This window comes from Aeromonas sp. R4-3, from assembly GCF_040908275.1.
Classification (GTDB): domain Bacteria; phylum Pseudomonadota; class Gammaproteobacteria; order Enterobacterales; family Aeromonadaceae; genus Aeromonas; species Aeromonas rivipollensis.
This window is the reverse complement of the sequence record NZ_JBFODK010000027.1, coordinates 13,213-32,701: the sequence shown is the minus strand read 5'-3', so window position 1 is coordinate 32,701 and position 19,489 is coordinate 13,213. Positions and strand designations below refer to the sequence as shown.

The window sequence follows — 19,489 nt, the reverse complement described above, 5'->3', positions numbered from 1 at the left end:
TTCCCTGAGTGTTATCAAAAGGTTAATAATGAGGCTCGCCTTTTGTTTCAGGGATTAAACTATGGCCTCCACCTCACGCATTGCCACCAAACTGCCGCTCGAGATGCTCTATCACTGGGAGCGGCAGTGTCCCGACCGGATCTATCTTCGCCAGACCATCAACCGCGAATACGTCGACTTCACCTGGGGTGAGGTCGCCGACGAGGCGCGCCGCATGGTGACGGCACTGCGCGCCCTGGGGCTGGTCCCGGGGGACAAGGTGGCCCTGCTCTCCAAGAATTGCGCAGAGTGGTTCATCGCCGATCTCGCCATGCAGATGGGGCAGTACGTGAGCGTGCCCATCTACCCGACCGCCAACGTCGACACCATCGAATACGTGCTGCGCCACAGCGAGGCCAAGGCCATCTTCGTCGGCAAGCTGGACGACTGGAAGAGCCAGGAGGCGGGGGTGCCCGCGGATCTGCTGCGCATAGCGCTGCCCTATGACACCATGCCGGCCGCCCACCAGTGGGACGCGTTGCTCGATGCCCATGACCCCATCCCGGACAGCCCGGTGCAGGCACCGGATGCCCTGCTGAGCCTGGTCTACACCTCTGGCAGTACCGGCAAGCCCAAGGGCGCCATGCTGAGCGTGGAGCGCTACGCCTGGTCCTGCGAGAAGCTGGTGGAGGCAGTCTCCCTGACGGCCGCGGATCGCGGCTTCTCCTACCTGCCGCTCGCCCACATCACCGAGCGGGTCTACATCTACGGCGGCAGCCTGTTCAGCGGCGCCACCATCGCCTTCCCCGAGTCCCTCGATACCTTCATCGAGGACGTCAAGCGCTGCCGACCCACCGTCTTCATCTCGGTGCCGCGGCTGTGGGCCATGTTCCGCATCAAGATCCACGAGAAGTTGCCCCAGAAGAAGCTGGCGCTGCTGCTCAAGATCCCGCTCATCTCGGGTCTCATCAAGAGCAAGCTGCAAAAGGGGCTGGGGCTGGATCAGGCGCGGGTGCTGGGCTGCGGCTCGGCCCCGGTGGCCCCGGCGCTGCTCGAGTGGTATCACAGCATAGGCATCGAGATCACCGAGGCCTGGGGCATGACCGAGAACCACGCCTACTCCACCCTCAACTACCCCTTCCGGGCGGACAAGATAGGGACTGTGGGCAAGGCGGGCCCAGGGGTGACCCTCAAGATCTCAGACGAGGGGGAGATCCTCTGCCGCTGCGACGGCATGATGCTGGGCTACTACAAGGATCCCGAGCACAGCGCCGAGGCCATCGACGCCGAGGGCTGGCTCCACACCGGTGACATGGGCAAGCTGGACAGGGAGGGCTACCTCACCATCACGGGCCGCATGAAGGACGTGTTCAAGACCGCCAAGGGCAAGTACGTGGCGCCTGTGCCCATCGAGGGGATGCTGGGGCAGGAGCCCATCATAGAGCAGCTGTGCGTCATCGGTTACGGCATGCCGCAACCGGTCGCCCTGGTGCAGCTGGCCGAGAGCGCCATGAAGGGGGACAGGGGGGCGGTCGATGCCCAGCTGGAGGCCGCCCTGACCCGGGTCAACGGCCAGCTCGAATCCCATGCCCGCCTGCGCGGCATCCTGGTGGTCAAGAGCCCCTGGAATATCGAGAACGGGGTGTTGACCCCCACCATGAAGATCCGCCGCCACCTGCTGGAGCAAAAATACGCGGACATAGGCGAGCGCTGGTCCGGTGCCAGGACCATCATCTGGGAGTCCTGACAGGGGTTCGCACTAGCTGGAATATCAATGAGATCAGGGGAGCCAGCGGCTCCCCTGATACATACTGGGCGCAAATCAGCGCGTCGCGGCCAGTGCAGACCCATGATCCGGGGGGCCTGGCAGGGGGTAAAGGTATTTGGAAAATTAATGCAAAAAGGGGAGCCAGTGGCTCCCCTAATACATTCCAGCGCCGGATCAGACCGCCAGGTACTCCAGCTGGACAGATCCCAGGGCCTTGAGGGTCGACTGGGCCGAATCCCGCTGGCTGATCTGGCCATCCTTGCTCTCCAGCAGCACGGCGCGGCGCACTGCGGCGAGCTCCTCGCCATTGAGCACCGCATGGGCGCAGGCCATCTGCATGGGGGGGAGGCTGGGGTTGAAGGCGGCGTTCTCGGCGTAGCGGCCGCAGAAGATGCGACCATCCTCGAACTGCAGCGCCACAGCGGCATAGCCCTGGCTGTAGGGGGCATAGCTCTGGCGGGCGGCGGCCAGCGCGGCCTGCCACAGGGGGTCGTCGCTCTCGAGCACCAGCTCGTCGTGGGCCTGGGGGCTCATCAGGGCATCGGTGATCTCGAGATCGGCGGGGCCGAAGGAGTGGGGCAGGAAGGACTGCAGCTCGCTCAAGTCGTCCGGCAGGGAGACTTTCAGGGTCTTGGCGGTGCTCAGCTCGTTCATGAACTGGCGGCAGTGACCGCAAGGGGTGTAGTTGACGGTGATTTCACTGATCCCGGTCTCGCCGCCGAGCCAGGCGTTGGAGATGGCGGACTGCTCGGCGTGCACCGAGTGGAACAGCCCTTGACCCGCAAACTCCATGTTGGCGCCAAAATACCAGCTGCCGCTCAGGCCGCAGGCGATGGCGCCGACGAAGAACCTGGAGATGGGAGCAACCGAGCAGGCGGCCGCCAGCGGCAGCAGGGCCAGGCGCAGGGCACGATCGTCGAGCCCGGTGGCGGCTTTCAGCGTCGCCACCTGCTCAGGGGTAAAACGGGCCTGGAAATCGTCCCCCAGCATGGGCAGCAGGGCGGCCTGGAGCGGGGCGGAAAGGGTCTCGAACGGCTTGGCAAAGCGGGGATGCATACTGTGTCCTCAAAGGCCAATTGGGGGGCCATTGTAGGGAGCAAGCGCGGTGAAATGTGTGAGCGCGCTCACGCCTTGATGGGCAAAGGGCCGGGGATGGTAAAGGAAACGTTTGTCTTTCGCAATCTGTGCGCTTGCTCGCAGCATCAGGGGCATGGCGGTGTCATATGGACTGCTTGAAGGGGCAAAGAGGCCATGGCCGCAGGGGGCGGCCATGGCAGAGGGCGTGGCGCCGGGCTCAGGTCAGCCAGTGATAGAGGGCAAACAGCAGGGGGGCGACGGCGGCGGTCAGCACGCCGCACACCACCATGGCCAGCGACGAGAAGGCCCCCTGGGTGACCCCCTGCTCGGCGGAGGCGGCGGTGCCGATGGCGTGGGCGCAGGCCCCCATGGCGAGCCCCTGGGCCTCGGGGTCGGTCACCCGCATCAGCCTGAGCAGGGGATAGCCTATCAGGGCCCCCAATATCCCCACCACCACCACCACGGCGGCGGCGATGGCGGGAATGCCGCCGAGGGACTGGCTGACGCTCATGGCGAGCGGCGTGGTGATGGACTTGGTGGCGATGGAGGCGAGCAGGGTCGGATCCGCCCCCATCAGGTGGCCAATGCCCAAGGTGGTGCAGACCGAGATGAGCACAGAGGTGAGGGTGCAGAGGACGATGGGCTTGAGCTTGTCCCGGATCTGGCGGGCCTGCTGATAGAGGGGCAGCGCCAGCGCCACCACGGCGGGCTCCAGCAGGGCAGTGATGGGGGCGGTACCCTGCTGGTACTGATCCAGCGGCAGATCCAGCCAGAGCAGCAGGCCAATGATGACGGCGGTGGGGATCAGCACCGGATTGATGACGGGCCAGGGCAGGCGGCGGTAGAGGGCCCGGGTCATGAAATAGAGCGCCAGGGTCAGGGGAATGGCCAACCAGAACATCATTGTCTGTTCATCCTCTGGTAGAGATGGCCGACGGCGCCCAGGATCAGCACTATGCCGAGCACGACGCAGAGCATGATGAGGCCGAAGGATTGACGCAGGGGCTCGAGCCAGGCCACCAGACCGACGGCGACCGGCACGAACAGGACCCCCATGTGACGCAGCAGCAGGCCGCCCCCCTGCTCGACCCAGGAGAAGCGGATCAGCTGCAAAGAGAGCAGCACGAACAGCAGCAGCATGCCGATGATGCTGCCGGGGAAGGCGAAGGGCAGCAGGGCGGCCAGGACCTTGCCCGCCAGCAGGCAGGCGATGATGACCAGAAAATCACGAAGGTAGCGCAAGGCGCGTTGCAACAGCACGGGGGCCTCATCTTGGCAACTGTGAGCGAGGTCGCAGTTTAACAGGCACGGGGGGCATGGAACAGGGTCAACTGACCCACAGGGGATACAATGGCCCCGGCATCATCCCCATTCACAAGAAGGAGCTCCCATGTCGTACCCCTCTTTCCTGGCCAGATTGCGCCAGTTGCCCGCCGATCCCGCCCTGCCTCCCCAACTGCTGCAAACCCGTCAGTGGGACGGCCCCCTGTGCCGGGTGAGGCTGGACAATACCGGGTCCAGCCCCGAGGCCGTTCGCCACTGGCGGCTGTTTGAGGGGGCGCTTGGCCTCTCTCCCGACGCGGCCATCTACGGAGAGGGGTTCCAGATGCTGGCCCAGACCATGGGCAGCTGGCAGGCCCCCGAGCCGGTGGGCCGCTGCCCCGACGCCGGCGTCTATCGCATCACCGAGGACGACGGCTATCACACAGTCCACAACTTGTTGCTGGTGGCCTGCGAGGGGGGCTGGCTGCTGCTGGCGTTCGCGAGCTGCCAGCGCTTTGGCGGCGAGTTCCGCCTCTATCCGGACGGCCGCCTTGAGATAGTGATGAACGCCGAAGGGCGCACCCTCGCACCGGGCCAGCACTGGCATAGCGAGGCGCTGATCTGCCTGGAGGGGCCGGACAGGGAGGCACTGCTGGGGTCGCTGGCGGACTATATCGAGGCCGAACACCCTTCGCTGGTGGCGGACCTGGCCGCGCGCCCGAGTGGCTGGTGCTCCTGGTATCACTACTATGCGGACGTGAGCGCCGCCGACATTCGCGAGAACCTGGCGGTGCGGGCGATGCGCTTCCCGGCTCTGCGTTACGTGCAGATAGATGACGGCTATCAGGCCAGGATGGGGGACTGGCTCACCCCTTCATCCAAGTTCGAGCAGGGGGTGGCAACCCTGGCAGGGGAGATCCGCGCCGCCGGTTGCGAGCCCGCGCTCTGGGTCGCCCCCTTCATCGCCGAGCCCGGCTCGCAAGTGTTCCAGCAACACCCGGACTGGTTCGTGAAAGGGGAGGATGGCCTGCCGCTGCCCTCGGAGCGGGTCACCTACGGCGGCTGGCGTTGCACCCCCTGGTATGTGCTGGACGGCACCCATCCCGAGGTGCAGGCGCACCTCGAGCAGGTGTTTCGCACCCTGCGCGAGCAGTGGGGCATCCACTACTTCAAGCTGGATGCCAACTTCTGGGGTGCCATCCACGGCGGCCGCTTCCATGACCCCGCCGCCACCCGGGTGGAGGCTTACCGGAGCGGCATGGCAGCCGTGCTGCGCGGGGCAGGGGAGGGCGCCTTCCTGCTCGGCTGCAACGCCCCCATCTGGCCTAGCCTTGGCCTGGTCCACGGCATGCGGGTGAGCGATGACGTGGAGCGCCAGGGCCCCCGTTTTCGCCAGATAGCGCGGGAAGCCTTCTGCCGCGCCTGGCAAAGCGATCGGCTCTGGGCGCTGGATCCCGACTGCGTCTGCCTGCGGGATATCCCGGGCCAACACGCCAGCGAGCCCGAGTATCAGTTCCACCTGGCCGCCCTGGTGGCGAGCGGCGGCATGGTGCTGGCCGGCGATCGGCTGCAGGATCTGGACGAGGTGCAGGGGACGCACCTTGGCAAGCTGCTGGCCCTGTGCGCGGCGCGCACCCCGGCGGCCCGTTTCGATGACATGGGGTTTGGCCGCGGCCGGGTGGCCCTGCCCGGGGGCGGCGAGCTGCTCTGCCTGTTCAACTGGGGCGAGCATGCTGCACAGTTTGAACTACCAGCAGGGGGCACGGATTTCTGGGACGACACCCCCCTGGGAGAGACGCTGGAACTGGCGGGGGGCCAGGGGCGGGTGATCCGCTACTCCTGAATGCCGCACTCAGCAAAAAGGCTCCCTCGGGAGCCTTTTTATCGGGTGGGGTTGACCCCTAGAAGTGCCACTCCATCCCGATGGCGTAATTGGCGGAGCCATAACCCGGGATCTCGTTGCTGGAGGCGAGTGCCTTGAGGGTCAGACGGGCGCCCAAGGGAATGCCGAGCCCCATGCCGATGGCGACCTCGTCGCTCTGATCCCCCATCATGTCGACCCGCAGGGTGCGATAGAGGGAGAGATCCTGGCTCATCTGGGCATAGATCTGGGACGACTTGTTGTAGAGCTGACCGAAGATCTCCATCTGGAAGCCGTTCTGGGGCGTGATGGCCAGGGGAATGCCGGCGAAGCGATAGAGATCCGAGTGGTTGAAATAGCTGTTGGTGATCTGGGGGGTGAAGTCGGTCTGCTGATAGAGGGTGCTGAAGTTGCGTTCGATCAGCTGATAGGTCTGCTCCGGCAAACGCAGCAGATAGTCCGGCACCTCGAAACGTACCCCGGCCAGGGTGGCCTGGGGCAGCAAGGCACAAGCGACAAGAGTGAGAGCAGGCAGTGCTGAACGCATATAACGAAAGATCCCCAACAGTCGAAGCGCGGCATCCATGCCGGCAGCGCATGTAATCATCAAACTATCAGGAGCTTGGCTCCCCTGCTCATTATGTCGTGGGCGCGGGGAGCCGACAGGGTTTTAAGTGTGAAATGCCTCACATCTCATAGATCTTCCAGATAGTGATAGAGACTCTTTAGGATCGCAAAGTTCCGTTCGTTACCCTGATTCTGCTCCGCCAGCGCCTCGAGACGGGGCACATAGTCCGGCAGACGGCGGCTGAAGTAGTCGCTGCAGTGCAGGCGCCAGCGCTTCTGCTCCGCTTCGCTCAAGGTGTGAGGCCAGTTGCGGGCGCGATAGCGGAACAGCATCTCCGGCAGCCGTGAGTCGGTGAAGGCAAACTCCCGCTCCCCCAGCAGATCCGCCGGGGTGGCGCGCACCAGATCCATGGTGGACTTGTCGCCGTGACCGAAGAAACCGGCGTAGAGCTGAGTATCGGGATCGCTGTCATTGCTGCCTGCAAACTCCTGATTGAACACCTCCACCAGTTTTTCCCGCACCTCGGGATGGGCCCGCAGCAGATCCAGGCTCTTGCGGCACTGCTCCCTGTCTATGCCAAGCTGATCGGCCCGCTCCGGGGTCAGGGTGGCGGCCGGCGCCAGCACCGGGCACTTGTTGATGTGCACCAGCTTCACCGGAATGGCCGCCAGATCCCCGAGATCATCCTTTTTGGTGTAGAGGCGCTCGCGGATCTCCTCGCTCGTGAGCTCGACAAGCGGCGTCGGGTCACGGGTCAGATCCACCATGATCACCGCATTCTGGTTGCTGGGATGCCAGGCCAGCGGCGACACCCAGCTTGCGCACCCCTGCCAGGGGGAGAACATGCCGGAGACGTGCACCAGGGGCTTCATGGTCACCACGTCGATGAGCGCCTTCACCTTGTTCTTGTTGCGCAGGGCAAACAGGTAGTCAAACAGCTTGGGCTGGGCCTTTTTGACCAGCTTGGCCATCTCTATGGTGGCCAGCACGTCCGAGAGGGCATCGTGGGCATTGGCGTGGGCCACGGCGTTGGCCACCGTCAGTCTCTCCAGCTTGAAGCTCGGCTTGCCCTCGTCGTCGAGGGCCCACTCTATCCCCTCGGGGCGCAGGGCGTAGCAGGCCCGCAGCATGTCGAGGATATCCCAGCGGGAGTTGCCGTTCTGCCAGGCGTAGGCATAAGGGTCATAGAAGTTGCGATAGAGGGTGTAGCGGGTCACTTCATCATCGAAGCGGATGCTGTTGTAGCCCAGCACGCAGGTGTTAGGGGTGGCGAACTGCTCGTGAATTTGGCGAATGAAGTCCGCCTCGCAGAGCCCGTCCTTCATCGCCTTCTGCGGCGTGATGCCGGTGATGAGACAGGCCTCCGGTTCCGGCAGGTAGTCCGCCGGCGGCTTGCAATAGATCACCAGCGGCTCGCCGATGATGTTGAAGTCGGCGTCGGTGCGAATGCCCGCAAACTGCGACGGCCTGTCCCTGGCGGGGCTGATACCGAAGGTCTCGTAATCGTGGAAATAGAAGGTAGGATTTGTCTGCTGGCTCATTTCGTTGTTCTGAATTGTGTTTATATGCTTGAAAAACAAGTCGTTATACGGAGTGTTATCTCAGATTGTCTCACTTTGTCCGATCTTGATTCAGTCCGTTTCAGACCAGTTTGGTACGTATCTGTGTACACGTCAGGACGCGTTAATGTGTCAGTGAAAAATCAGATGACCAGTCACAGGAGAGTCATATGCCCCTTACTGATGCGAAGCTACGGGCACTCTATGGTAAGCCCTACTTTGGCAAGACGGAATTGTCAGATCGTGATGGATTGTCAGCTCGGGTCACCGAGCGTGGCACCATCTCATGGCAGTATCGCTATCGCTGGCAAGGAAAAGCGGCGAGACTCAAAATTGGACGCTATCCCGACCTTAAACTCGCTGATGCCAGGGCTTTGATCCCTGCTATCCGTGGTGCACTTGAGCGTAATGAACATCCCAGAGTTTTCTGGGATAAGCTCCACCAGAAGCATGATGTCACACTTAAACAGTGCTGCGAGCATTTTCGTGAGCATCATCTGCCCAAGCTGCGGCCCCGTACGGTCATGCTTTATGAGCATACCATGCAGCGCTATTTCGAACCTCTGTTTATTGGTATTCCGGTTGAACAGATCCCGTTTTCCAGCTGGTTGGAGTGGTTTGATAAGATTGGCAAGAAAAAGCCCAAAAATGCCGGTCATTTATTACGCAGATTAAAGTCCATTCTTAGTTTTTGTATTCGGAGAAATCTCATTGGCGGCTCCCCGGTGTTGCAATTACGCACCGAAGATGTTGGCTCTCAACCTGAGAGAGGTACTCGTGTGCTGACCATGCGTGAACTCGCTCAGATTTGGATTGCATTCGAACAGAGTAGGGCCAGCCGCGGATTAAAATTGGCCGCCAAACTGGTGATCCTGCTGGGCTGTCGCAGTGGCGAGGCATTGGGGGCGCAGTGGAGTGAGTTTAATCTGGAGGAGCAAATTTGGACGGTTCCCGCGGCTCGTGCCAAAAGTGGATCACCAATACGTCGGCCTATTCCTACCCGGGTGATGATGTTGCTGCAAGAAGCAGCAGCGAAATCTCGGCTAAAGGGCGGCCCTGTATGCCGCTCACCTGTGAATCCAAAGATGTCATTAAGTAGTGCATCTCTTATTCAGCTTGCAGAGCGGGTGAGAGATAAACTGGAGCTGCCGTATTGGCGTATGCATGACATGCGTCGGACACTCAGTACTCGTTTATCGGAAGAACGAGTTCTACCACAAGTCACAGAAAAAATGCTTGGCCACAGGATGGCGGGTGTCATGGCTATTTACAATCTACATGATTGGATAGATGAACAGCGTGAGGCATATGAGTTATGGGATAAAAAATTAATGGAGGCTGTGACATCCTTTCAGGAAATGTAAATATAATGGAGTCATTAAATAGCGGTGTAATTCATCATCTAAGATGAGCGATTTTCCCTTGATATCCAACTGCTGACCTCTGCGGTAGAATAAAAGCCTTTATTGTGTGGCGGTGGGAACTTGTGTTCTTTAATCCACCTGTACAGTGTTGATCTGGAAATGCCAAGCTGTTTTAAAAGCGCTTTGGTTTTTATTAGTTTAGGTTCGTTGTTGTTCATATGGCCTCCTGTTTTTTAGGAGGTTAAAACACCATTAGCGTATGTGTCAATTTGCTCCGTTTTTAGATGGCTTGCTTTTATGATATAGAAAAACAAGTCGCCATGCTCATACTACGAAAATCAATTTTATACGTGTTTTTGTATATTATAAAAGCAATGAAAAAGGTCGTGTATCAATATGGCTCATGGTCATGATATGTAAATTTCAATGGCGGAGGTGCTCGTTCTGTCTCCTTGGTTGCCTTTAGGGTAGGGTTTTGCTTCAGAGTTGAATCCACCGCAGCCTAACATGCACCCCTACTGCTTTATTCAATTGGCCCTCCCTCATGTCACTGAGTCAGCGAACACAATTTGTATCATCTGGGGCGATCCGTGATGGCTTAGCCAGAAAATCATTAATAGCCATAATACCCAATTCCATTTTTCTCCGTGCGGAGACATTCGCTGAGTGAACACGAATTTGGGGTGGGATGAAGTGATTGGTCATTACCTTTTTTTCTATCCAAAGAATAACGTCGTAGCCTGTTCCTCTATTATCATCACCTAGGTCATGGTCGAGGCTAATTTCTGTCACTGCTCCTGTTTTTAGCCATGCAATCGCTTCGTCTGGCCAGAATACGCGAACGCACCCTGCCGGTGTTTCTCTCTCATCGTCCAGATACAATTTCATGTTGCTTCCTCTTGGTCACTACAGGCTCATCAGTCATGACATATTTTCTGCAATAGGCGAACAACACCGCGATTAGCCCCATCAACAATCTGCTCACCGGGAAACGGCAGCCGGGATGACAACCCGGGGTCGGGATCGATGTAATAGACAGATGCGCCTGGGTTGATGTTTTGCAGCAAAGAGAATGCAGGTTCAACCAGTAAACTGGTGCCTATAATTATCACAATATCGGCCTCGCAGAGCCAGCGACGAGCGTGTTGATACTCATAAACCGTCTCACCAAACAGCACGATATCAGGGCGCAATTGTGAGCGGGTACATGGGCAGCACTAGCCCATATTTACATCCTTGTACCACGGCTGCCGGTATTTTGAATTACGAAAGCCTTTGGGTACCAAAAACCGGATTGAACCATGCAGATGAATAACACCATGGCTACCGGCCCTCTCATGTAAGTCATTAATATTCTGGTTGATGATCCCGACACGATATTTCGGCTGTAGCTGGGCGATCAGATAGTGGGCTTGCGAGGGGGAGGCTTCCAACATGGTTTGACGCCGCTGGTTGTGAAAGGCCAGGAAACCAGCCAGATCCGTGTCCAGGCTGCTCGCGTGTGAATAGCGCCAGTTTTCATCGTGATGCCAAATACCCTCCTTGCCTCTGAACGTGGGCACTCCGCTCTCGGCTGACAAGCCGGCCCCGGTGAGGAAGATGATATTGGGGCGATAGCCTTGCCCTGTAGTAAGGGCTTGTGCTCGTTTTTCTCGATGGTGGCGCTGATGTCTTCGTGCTCGGGAAGAAATTGATTGCATAAGATTACCTTTGGTAAGCATCGGTTGAAATTTACAAATTAGTTGGCGCAATACCACTCGGGTAAGGGCAATTTAGAAGCCTTGCGACAATGCCTGTTTGGGCAACAAAGGGGAGCTGTGATGGGATGTGGGCAGTTTGCTACCTATCCGCCTGAAAACACGACATGTGCAAAACCCCAGTATCGAACCTGCACAGTCCGCTCGGTATAGTCAGTCGAGCTTACGTCAGAGGGGATATGCGATGAGTAACCAACCCGGCTTTTGGTTAGCGACACGCCCGTTGTCACTGGCCGCACTGCTGCTGGGCCTAATGCCGCAAGTCGTGTTTGCCGCCGACTGCACCTATCGGGAGGATGCGTTGGGCAATACTCGCTACCAGTGTGATGATGGCAAACAGGGCACCCTGCGTGAGGATGCGCTGGGAAACATCAAAGACTCGGGTACCGGCATCACCTGGCGCACTGATGTCTTGGGCAACCTCAAGAGCAGCGATGGCACCACCTACCGCGAAGACGCACTGGGCCATGTGCGCGGCAGCAATGCGCAAACCGGCGAGCGGGTGACGTGGCGTGAGGATAGTCTCGGTAACCTGCGCGCCTCCGATGATACCGTCTGCCGAATCAACGCGCTGGGGCAACTCAAATGCCGTGGCGAGAGCACACCGCCAGCTTTGTTAGAAGGCAAATGATGGCTTTTGCAGCAAATGGTCTGTGCATCGCCTCTGATGTGATATCAGGCATGGTTGCAACGGGGCCAAGTGGGTAAACTCGTCGGCAATCTCTGGCGCCGCAACTTGTAAGGTTGGGAATACTCGCCTCTTTTCGTTTTCCATGCGCCCTTGGCGCAAACAGACTCTTATCGGAATACCTGACTCATGGCTATCAAGAAGAACGAACTCTACTCCTCCCTCTGGGCCGGCTGCGATGAGCTGCGCGGCGGAATGGATGCCTCCCAGTACAAGGACTATGTGCTGACCCTGCTGTTTGTGAAATACGTCTCCGACAAGGCCAAGGGTAACCCCTACGCCATGATCGAGGTGCCGGCAGGGGCGAGCTTTGATGACATGGTGGCGCTCAAGGGCAGCAAGGAGATAGGCGAGGGGATCAACACCATCATCAGTGCGCTGGCGACCGCCAACGATCTGCAAGGGGTGATCACCATTGCCGACTTCAACGACGAGGACAAACTCGGCAAGGGCAAAGAGATGATCGACCGCCTCTCCAAGCTGGTGGCTATCTTCGAGGGGCTGGATCTATCGGCCAACCGTACCGAAGGGGATGACCTGCTGGGTGATGCTTACGAATACCTGATGCGCCACTTCGCCACCGAGTCGGGCAAGTCCAAGGGACAGTTCTACACCCCGGCCGAGGTGTCGCGCATTCTGGCCAAGGTGATTGGCATCAGCCGTCAGACCCCGCAAGATGCCACCGTCTACGACCCCACCTGTGGTTCGGGCTCCTTGCTGCTCAAGGCGAGCGACGAGGCCGGCCCCAAGGGACTGAGTATTTACGGACAGGAGATGGACAACGCCACCAGTGCGCTGGCGCGGATGAACATGATCCTGCACGACAATCCCACCGCAGCAATCTGGAAGGGCAACACCCTGGCTGCGCCCCAATGGAAGGAGGGTAACAACCAGCTCAAGACCTTTGACTTCGCCGTGGCCAACCCGCCCTTTTCCAACAAGAACTGGACCAGCGGTCTCGATGCTGAACACGACGAGTTCGGCCGTTTTGTCTGGGGCGTGCCGCCAGAGAAAAACGGCGATTACGCCTTCTTGCTGCACATCATCAAGAGCCTGAAGAGCACCGGCAAGGGTGCGGTGATCCTGCCCCACGGCGTGCTGTTTCGCGGCAATGCCGAGGCGCGTATCCGCGAGAACCTGCTGAAACAAGGTTATATCAAGGGGATCATTGGTCTGCCTGCCAACCTCTTCTACGGCACCGGTATTCCTGCCTGCATCATCGTTATCGACAAAGAGAGCGCCCACACCCGCGCCTTCAATGCTCTGGCAGGCAATGAGCAAGGGCTGTTTATGATCGATGCCAGCAAAGGTTTTATCAAAGATGGCAACAAAAACCGGCTGCGCGAGCAAGACATCCACAAGATTGTCGATACCTTCACCCGTGGCCTGACCCTGGATGGTTACAGCTGCTGGGTACCGCTTAGTGAGATCGCCCGCAACGACTACAACCTCAATATCCCGCGCTATATCAATGACAGCGAAGGGGAAGACCTGCACGATCTGGCCGGTCACCTGCAAGGGGGCATCCCCGAGCGCGATATCGCGGCGCTTGGTCCCTACTGGCGGGTATTCCCGACCCTCAAGGCGACCCTGTTTGCCCCGCTTCGTCCCGGCTACAGTGAGGCGCGGGTCGCCGCCGCCAAGGTAAAGGGCACCATACTGGCCTGTGAGGAGTTTGCCCGCTTCAAACAAGCGGCGCTGGCGCCGTTCGCTCAGTGGTTTAGCGAGTGCCAGTTCGGCGAGTTTGCCAAGGGCGACTCGCCCAAGGCGCTGATCGACGAGGTGAGTGAAGCACTGCTTGAGCGCTACCGTGCCACCGCCGAGACGACTGGTGAACTGCTCGACCCCTACACCATCTATCAGCTGCTGATGGACTACTGGCAGGGCCAGCTGCAAGATGATTTCTATGTGCTCTCCCAGGATGGCTGGCCAGCGGGGCGGATTCTGCGCGAGCTGATTGCCGACAAGGGTGAGAAAATCAAAGAGAGCCCGGATCTGGTGATTGGCAAGGCCAAGTACAAGGCCGAGCTTATCCCTCCCGCCTTGCTGGTGGCCCGCTTCTTTGCCAATGAACAAAAAGAGCTCGATACCCTGCAAGCCGCGCTGGATGAAGCGAGCCAGGCATTGGAGAGCTTTATCGAGGAGCAGAGTGGGGAAGAGGGCGGACTGGTCGAGGCGATGAACGACAAGGAGAAGGTGACCGCCGCCAGCGTCAAGGCCCGCATCAAGGTCGCCACCGACAAGGAGGAGCTGGTTGTGCTCAAGCAGGTGCAGCAACTGTTTGACGCCGAGACCCGCGCCAAGAAGGCCCACAAAGAGGCCAGCGACGCCCTCGATAAAGCGGTGTTTGCTCATTACCCCAAGCTGCAGGACAACGAGATTAAAACCCTGCTGGTGGAAGACAAGTGGCAGGCGAGCCTGCGCGGCGCGCTGGAAGCCGAGATTGAGCGGGTCACCCAGCAACTGGCTAATCGGGTAAAGGAGCTGGAAGAGCGCTATAGCCACTCCCTGCCACAGCTCACCAACACAGTCAGCGAGCTGGAAGGCAAGGTGGCAGCCCATTTGAAGGCGATGGGGCTGGAGTGGGCATAATGGCGGAACAGATGATGCAGCATAAAGACGGCGAGAAGGTCGCCAAGCAGTCTATTCCGGCGGGCTATAAGCAGACCGAGGTGGGGGTTATTCCCCAAGAGTGGTCTCTTATATCTTTAAATAGTATTGTTGATAGTGCCGCTCCAATATGTTATGGAGTGGTTCAAGTTGGTAAATATGATGAAGCTGGCATTCCAATTATCGCAATAAAATTTTTGAAAAACATCTCTACAGCACCATTGCATCGGACATCTATAGAAATTGAAAAGCCTTATGTTAGAAGTAGGTTAAAAAAGGATGATGTTCTGATATCTATAAAAGGTACGATAGGCCACATTGGTGTTGTACCTGAAGGTTTTGAAGGTAATATCAGCCGGGAAATTGCAAGAATTAGATTGCGAGATGGAATATTCTCAAAGTATGTTGCACATCAATTAGAGGCTCCGGCAACACAGGAACGTATAAGTAAATCTGTTGTTGGGACAACAAGGTTGGAGTTTTCAATATCGGCAGTTAGAGAATTTCTGATACCAATTCCATCGGATTGCCAAGAGCAAAAACAGATTGCAGATGTTCTATCCGATTGCGATGCGCTTATTTCTGGGCTGGAGTACCTGATCTCCAAGAAAAAAGCTATTAAGACAGCCACCATGCAGCAGTTGTTGACTGGCCGTACCCGCCTACCGCTGTTCGCTCTGCACCCCGACGGTACCACCAAAGGCTATAAATCCAGCGAGCTGGGACAAATTCCTCAGGATTGGGAAGTTGCACCAATTGGTAGCGTACTTTCAATTACTACTGGTGCTAAAAATACACAAGACAAAGTCGATGATGGTCGTTACCCATTTTTTGTCCGTTCTCAGACCGTTGAACGCATTAATACATATTCGTTCGATGGTGAGGCAGTATTAACTGCCGGTGATGGCGTTGGTACAGGGAAAGTATTCCATTACATCAATGGTAAATTCGACTTTCATCAACGCGTTTACCTTATGCATAACTTTGGTGAAAGAGTTTCTGGTTATTTTTTCTATTTGTTTTTTAGCAATCATTTTTTCGATCGGATCATGTCTATGACAGCAAAGTCGTCTGTTGACTCCGTCCGTCGAGAAATGATTACTGATATGAAAATGGTCTTGCCATCCAAGGCCGAACAAACAGCCATCGCCACCATCCTCTCCGATATGGATAGCGAGCTCGCTGCACTGGAGCAGAAGCTGGCCAAGGCCCGTGATGTGAAGCAGGGGATGATGCAGCAGTTGTTGACCGGCCGTATCCGCCTGCCGCTGCCGCAGGAGGCGTGATGGAGAGCATCAACAATCAGGTGTTGCCGGTACGCCAGTTGCTGGCCATTCCCCAACTGGCCATCCCCAGTTATCAGCGCCCCTATCGCTGGGGCGCCAAGAATATTTCGGATCTCTTCACCGATCTGGCGACTCATCAGGACAAGAGCGCCTATCGGCTGGGCTCGGTGGTGTTTTATCAGCACGCCGATAGCAAGCTGGGCGAGATGCTTGATATCGTCGATGGTCAGCAACGTACCCTGACCCTGATGTTGACCGTCAAGGCGCTGATAGAGGTGCTGGATGGCGAAAGTCGCAGTGGCAAAGAAAAGACTACCCGCTTCCAACGTCAGGATCTGCGTGAGCAATTGCTGGCCTTGCGGGGGCCTGTCGATGAATTTATGCAGCGCCAGCGCTTCCCAAGCCGGGATTCGGAGTACAACCTCAGACGCAACTATCTGGAGTTGCGTCGGCTGGTGGCACGCCCTGAGTTTGACGAGCAACAAATCGACTTTTTGCTCAACCGCTGTCAGGTGGTCTGTTTTGTGCTGCAGGATATCTCGGAGGCGTTCCAGTTCTTCGATTCGCAAAATGCCCGGGGGCGCGATCTGGCCCCCCACGATCTGCTCAAGGCATTTCACCTGCGCGAGTTTGCCGAACATGAGGCCAACCTCAAGGCCGAGGCAGTCGCCCATTGGGAGCGTCTGCCAAGCGACGATCTGGCCAATCTGTTCGCCCTCTATCTCTATCGGGTACGCCAGTGGGCCGAGGGCAAGTCGGCCCGCTACTTTGGCAAGGGGGAGGTGGATCTCTTCAAGGGGGTCAACCTAGATCGGGTGGGGCACTTCCCCTACGTGGAGTCGCTGCGCATCGCCCACCACTTTGTCGATGAGTACAACAGCCAGTACCAGCGCAAGATAGACGGCCAGCGCATGTCGTTTCCCTTTCATCTCGACCAGATGATCATCAATGGCCGGCGCTTTTTCGAGATGGCCGAGTACTACCAGACGCGGGTGGCCGCCATCGTGGCCGAGGAGTCTGATTCCGGCAAGTTGCAATCTGCCACCCTGCTTGGCGAAACGCTGACACCGATGGCCAGCAAGGTGCTCTCGACCCTGGGCAGCTACGAGCGCCGCCACCGCACCGGGGATCGTTATGTGCGGGCCATGTTCGACTGCGCCCTGATCTTCTATATCGACAAGTTCGGCAGCCAGGGGCTGTCACTGGCCATCGAGAAGTGCTTTATCTGGGCCTATCGCTGCCGCATTCGCCAGCAGGTGGTGCAACTGGCGACCATGGATAACTACGTGCTGGAGCACAATCTGGTCCGTGCTATTCGTGATGCCCGTCTGCCGGGAGACCTGCACGGCTTCCCTTTGCCGAGCATGAGCAGTCGAGAGAACAAGAACAATCGCAACGGCGCCGAAGATGAACTGGTCGGGCTGTTTCGGGAGATGAAATATTATGAGTGATGCAGGTGTCCGCCCCTTTTCCATCCGCGCACTGCTCGAAGACAGCGCCCGCTATCTGGTGCCCATGTACCAGCGCAACTATGCCTGGGGCGAGGGAGAGATCACCCAGCTGCTGCAGGATGTGCTGGATTATCAGGGCAAGCGAAACAGCAAAGATCAATACCAGCCCTACTATATCGGCACCCTGGTGGTCTTTGCCCGGGACGACAGCAGTTTCGAGGTGATCGATGGCCAGCAGCGCTTTACTACGCTTTCTCTGCTGGCCAATTGGCTCAAACACCACGCGAAAGATGCGGTGGATATGAGCTGGTATCGTGCTATCAACCTCGCTTTTGAGAGTCGCCCCATATCGAGCCATACCTTCGAGCGCTTATGGCAGGGGGTTTCACCACATCAACTAGTGGGAGATGGCGTTAATGAAGGGCTGGTCAAAGGGTTCAAGCTCATCGGAGAGAAACTACCAGAGCTTTTGCGCCAGAAAGGGCTCGAGCTTTGTGACTTTTGTAATTATCTCTTTGATCATGTGCAGATCACGCGTGTCGAAGTGCCCGAGCATACTGACCTCAACCACTACTTTGAGGCGATGAACAATCGCGGCGAGCAGTTGGAAAAGCATGAGGTGATCAAGGCGCGGCTGATGGCGACGCTAAACAAGATCCCCGAGGATGAGACTCGTCGCCAAAGTCTTCATGTACTTACCCGGGTATGGGATGCCTGCGCCAATATGGAGCGCTATATCCAGTACGGTTTTACCCCAGAGGAGCGTCATCGCCTGTTCGGTGAGAAAGACTGGGGTCAGTTTGTTCCCCGGGATTTTGCCCATCTACTTGATCTGCTGGCACCCTCTTATTGCCCCCCTTCTGCAGATAAAAGCGATGATGATGTGATTGACGCCAGCCAGGGGCGCACCTTGTTGGCCATTTTGCAGGATGACAAACTCGATGGAGAGCAGAAGGTGGAGGAGGAGAGTGCAGGCTCCGAGCGCTTTAATAGCGTCATCAACTTCTCCAACTTTTTGCTCCATGTGCTGCGACTCGTTAGCCGAGACTCCATGAATACAGAAGGGGTGCCGCTCGATGATAAACAACTGGTCGATCAGTTTGAGCTGCGGGTGATCGGGCAGACGGACCCAGTGGCGGCAGTTCAGCGTTTTATCTATGGCCTGTTAAAGAGCAAGTATCTGTTTGATCACTTCATCATCAAACGCGAATTTTACGATCGTAAAGATGGCTGGAGTTTGAAACGACTTCGTGGGTACTCAAAAGGCGATACCCAAAAAATCTATACCGTTGGCTACCTCAATACCTTCGATGAGAACGAAGGCGGGTTTGATGGTGTGAACCGGCGGATCTTGATGTTGCTATCGGCGTTTCATGTGTCGACCCCGACCCAGGTTTACAAACACTGGCTCAATGGTGCACTGCGATATCTGTTCGACAATTGTCACCCTGATCAACCGGTGGAGGCAGGGGCTTATCTTTCCTATCTGGAAAGTCAGGCTCGCCGCTTTGTCTTCCAGCGCTTTTTGGCGCCGGGTGAAGGGGCTTCTTATTACCAGATGCTCTTTGGTGATCATGTTTTGTTGCCCCACGCCGAGGTCAACGATCATTGGTGTGAAGCGATTAAATCCAAACTTACCTATGGCCAAATCGCGAACAACTTTGTTTTCAACTTCCTCGACTATCTGCTGTGGGTGCTGTCTCACAATCAAGATAGAAGGCACGATTGGGAGGTGTTTCACCGTTTCGAATTTACGTTTCGAAGTTCAGTGGAGCATTTTGCTCCTCAGCACCCTATTCATAATGCGCACGAGGTTGAGAATGAGTCACTCCATTCGTTTGGCAACCTTTGCCTTATCAGTCACAGCAAGAACTCGCGCCTGAGTAACTTCCAGCCCCAACAGAAGCAGGAGCACTTTGAAGCGAGCCTTGCCAACAACCAGATTGATAGCCTCAAGTTGCTCGCCATGATCCGTTTGATGAAAGAGAAAGGTCGCTGGCAGGAAACCGAGATCGCAGAACACCAGGAGCAGATGCTAGCCGTGCTGGCTGCAGAGGCTGCCAAGATGAGGGAACAACCATGAGTACGGTTGGACAGCGAGAACATGCTGCCCAAGATTGGATGGTCCGGTTTATGTGAGCGATATGGGGTTCACTGTCTGTGGCACTGGAACGCCATTCAGAAAAACCGCAATATCGAGACCTTGTTGTTGATGGTTGTGTTATCAGTGGCGATCATGCGCCGCTAAGTATTACTGA

At 57.5% G+C, this 19,489-nt stretch carries 15 protein-coding genes and 1 pseudogene; 8 read left to right on the top strand and 8 right to left on the bottom strand.

All coding sequences use genetic code 11. The features are described 5' to 3' along the window. Window positions 1–61 precede the first annotated feature (61 nt). On the top strand, window positions 62–1,726 hold the full coding sequence (locus AB5Y91_RS07825; protein ID WP_106887040.1) for an AMP-binding protein: 1,665 nt from the start codon (window positions 62–64) through the stop codon (window positions 1,724–1,726). 195 nt (window positions 1,727–1,921) lie between these two features. Here AB5Y91_RS07825 and cdd read toward each other — a convergent pair whose 3' ends face one another. From cdd to AB5Y91_RS07810, 3 genes are all read right to left on the bottom strand, one after another. Then, window positions 1,922–2,803 (bottom strand): cytidine deaminase, encoded by an 882-nt coding sequence (gene cdd / locus AB5Y91_RS07820; RefSeq protein WP_368169472.1) that lies wholly within the window; start codon window positions 2,801–2,803, stop codon window positions 1,922–1,924. Window positions 2,804–3,041: 238 nt separating this feature from the next. Then, a complete protein-coding gene (locus AB5Y91_RS07815) occupies window positions 3,042–3,728 on the bottom strand; it encodes an LrgB family protein (protein WP_368169471.1) in 687 nt (228 codons plus the stop codon). Next, the gene (locus AB5Y91_RS07810; RefSeq protein WP_106887037.1) at window positions 3,725–4,084 is read right to left on the bottom strand and encodes a CidA/LrgA family protein; all 360 of its coding nucleotides are present in this window, start codon (window positions 4,082–4,084) and stop codon (window positions 3,725–3,727) included. The genes AB5Y91_RS07815 and AB5Y91_RS07810 overlap by 4 nt, the downstream gene beginning before the upstream one ends. Window positions 4,085–4,214: 130 nt before the next feature. Here AB5Y91_RS07810 and AB5Y91_RS07805 point away from each other — a divergent pair, with 130 nt between their 5' ends. After that, complete coding sequence (locus AB5Y91_RS07805; protein WP_368169470.1) at window positions 4,215–5,930, top strand: glycoside hydrolase family 36 protein; 1,716 nt, start codon at window positions 4,215–4,217, stop codon at window positions 5,928–5,930. 58 nt (window positions 5,931–5,988) lie between these two features. Here AB5Y91_RS07805 and AB5Y91_RS07800 read toward each other — a convergent pair whose 3' ends face one another. Both AB5Y91_RS07800 and sbcB read right to left on the bottom strand, forming a co-directional pair. Continuing rightward, a complete protein-coding gene (locus AB5Y91_RS07800; protein WP_106887035.1) occupies window positions 5,989–6,495 on the bottom strand; it encodes a hypothetical protein in 507 nt (168 codons plus the stop codon). Between the two features lie 146 nt (window positions 6,496–6,641). Further along, complete coding sequence (gene sbcB, locus AB5Y91_RS07795; protein ID WP_368169469.1) at window positions 6,642–8,057, bottom strand: exodeoxyribonuclease I; 1,416 nt, start codon at window positions 8,055–8,057, stop codon at window positions 6,642–6,644. Window positions 8,058–8,245: 188 nt separating this feature from the next. Between sbcB and AB5Y91_RS07790 the strand changes: the two genes are divergently transcribed. Next, complete coding sequence (locus AB5Y91_RS07790) at window positions 8,246–9,439, top strand: site-specific integrase (RefSeq protein WP_257726148.1); 1,194 nt, start codon at window positions 8,246–8,248, stop codon at window positions 9,437–9,439. 38 nt (window positions 9,440–9,477) lie between these two features. Here AB5Y91_RS07790 and AB5Y91_RS07785 read toward each other — a convergent pair whose 3' ends face one another. The 3 genes and pseudogenes from AB5Y91_RS07785 to AB5Y91_RS07775 all read right to left on the bottom strand — a co-directional run bounded on the left by AB5Y91_RS07785 (window position 9,478) and on the right by AB5Y91_RS07775 (window position 11,139). Then, complete coding sequence (locus AB5Y91_RS07785; protein ID WP_080768032.1) at window positions 9,478–9,657, bottom strand: AlpA family transcriptional regulator; 180 nt, start codon at window positions 9,655–9,657, stop codon at window positions 9,478–9,480. Window positions 9,658–9,994: 337 nt separating this feature from the next. Continuing rightward, window positions 9,995–10,327 (bottom strand): cyclic-phosphate processing receiver domain-containing protein, encoded by a 333-nt coding sequence (locus AB5Y91_RS07780; RefSeq protein ID WP_303809508.1) that lies wholly within the window; start codon window positions 10,325–10,327, stop codon window positions 9,995–9,997. Between the two features lie 29 nt (window positions 10,328–10,356). Continuing rightward, window positions 10,357–11,139: pseudogene (locus AB5Y91_RS07775) on the bottom strand (NAD-dependent deacetylase). A 241-nt stretch (window positions 11,140–11,380) separates the two neighbouring features. Between AB5Y91_RS07775 and AB5Y91_RS07770 the strand changes: the two are divergent. The 5 genes from AB5Y91_RS07770 (at window position 11,381) to AB5Y91_RS07750 (ending at window position 19,314) form a co-directional block, all read left to right on the top strand. Further along, window positions 11,381–11,827, top strand: coding sequence for a hypothetical protein (locus AB5Y91_RS07770; protein WP_303809510.1), 447 nt, complete (start codon window positions 11,381–11,383; stop codon window positions 11,825–11,827). A gap of 186 nt (window positions 11,828–12,013) precedes the next feature. Beyond that, window positions 12,014–14,476, top strand: coding sequence for an N-6 DNA methylase (locus AB5Y91_RS07765; RefSeq protein ID WP_368169468.1), 2,463 nt, complete (start codon window positions 12,014–12,016; stop codon window positions 14,474–14,476). Further along, entirely contained in the window at window positions 14,476–15,780 is a 1,305-nt protein-coding gene (locus AB5Y91_RS07760) for a restriction endonuclease subunit S (RefSeq protein ID WP_368169467.1), read from the top strand. Before AB5Y91_RS07765 ends, AB5Y91_RS07760 begins: the two co-directional genes overlap by 1 nt. Further along, window positions 15,780–17,231, top strand: coding sequence for a DUF262 domain-containing protein (locus AB5Y91_RS07755; RefSeq protein WP_368169466.1), 1,452 nt, complete (start codon window positions 15,780–15,782; stop codon window positions 17,229–17,231). The genes AB5Y91_RS07760 and AB5Y91_RS07755 overlap by 1 nt, the downstream gene beginning before the upstream one ends. Further along, window positions 17,224–19,314, top strand: a complete 2,091-nt coding sequence (locus AB5Y91_RS07750; RefSeq protein WP_368169465.1) for a DUF262 domain-containing protein — start codon at window positions 17,224–17,226, stop codon at window positions 19,312–19,314. Before AB5Y91_RS07755 ends, AB5Y91_RS07750 begins: the two co-directional genes overlap by 8 nt. Window positions 19,315–19,489 lie beyond the last annotated feature (175 nt).

Bases quoted from the DNA above. Each gene is read 5' to 3' on its own strand.
- AB5Y91_RS07825 (WP_106887040.1), top strand. From the start codon at position 62: ATGGCCTCCACCTCACGCATTGCCACCAAACTGCCGCTCGAGATGCTC.
- cdd (WP_368169472.1), bottom strand. From the start codon at position 2,803: ATGCATCCCCGCTTTGCCAAGCCGTTCGAGACCCTTTCCGCCCCGCTC.
- AB5Y91_RS07815 (WP_368169471.1), bottom strand. From the start codon at position 3,728: ATGATGTTCTGGTTGGCCATTCCCCTGACCCTGGCGCTCTATTTCATG.
- AB5Y91_RS07805 (WP_368169470.1), top strand. From the start codon at position 4,215: ATGTCGTACCCCTCTTTCCTGGCCAGATTGCGCCAGTTGCCCGCCGAT.
- AB5Y91_RS07800 (WP_106887035.1), bottom strand. From the start codon at position 6,495: ATGCGTTCAGCACTGCCTGCTCTCACTCTTGTCGCTTGTGCCTTGCTG.
- sbcB (WP_368169469.1), bottom strand. From the start codon at position 8,057: ATGAGCCAGCAGACAAATCCTACCTTCTATTTCCACGATTACGAGACC.
- AB5Y91_RS07790 (WP_257726148.1), top strand. From the start codon at position 8,246: ATGCCCCTTACTGATGCGAAGCTACGGGCACTCTATGGTAAGCCCTAC.
- AB5Y91_RS07785 (WP_080768032.1), bottom strand. From the start codon at position 9,657: ATGAACAACAACGAACCTAAACTAATAAAAACCAAAGCGCTTTTAAAA.
- AB5Y91_RS07780 (WP_303809508.1), bottom strand. From the start codon at position 10,327: ATGAAATTGTATCTGGACGATGAGAGAGAAACACCGGCAGGGTGCGTT.
- AB5Y91_RS07770 (WP_303809510.1), top strand. From the start codon at position 11,381: ATGAGTAACCAACCCGGCTTTTGGTTAGCGACACGCCCGTTGTCACTG.
- AB5Y91_RS07765 (WP_368169468.1), top strand. From the start codon at position 12,014: ATGGCTATCAAGAAGAACGAACTCTACTCCTCCCTCTGGGCCGGCTGC.
- AB5Y91_RS07760 (WP_368169467.1), top strand. From the start codon at position 14,476: ATGGCGGAACAGATGATGCAGCATAAAGACGGCGAGAAGGTCGCCAAG.
- AB5Y91_RS07755 (WP_368169466.1), top strand. From the start codon at position 15,780: ATGGAGAGCATCAACAATCAGGTGTTGCCGGTACGCCAGTTGCTGGCC.
- AB5Y91_RS07750 (WP_368169465.1), top strand. From the start codon at position 17,224: ATGAGTGATGCAGGTGTCCGCCCCTTTTCCATCCGCGCACTGCTCGAA.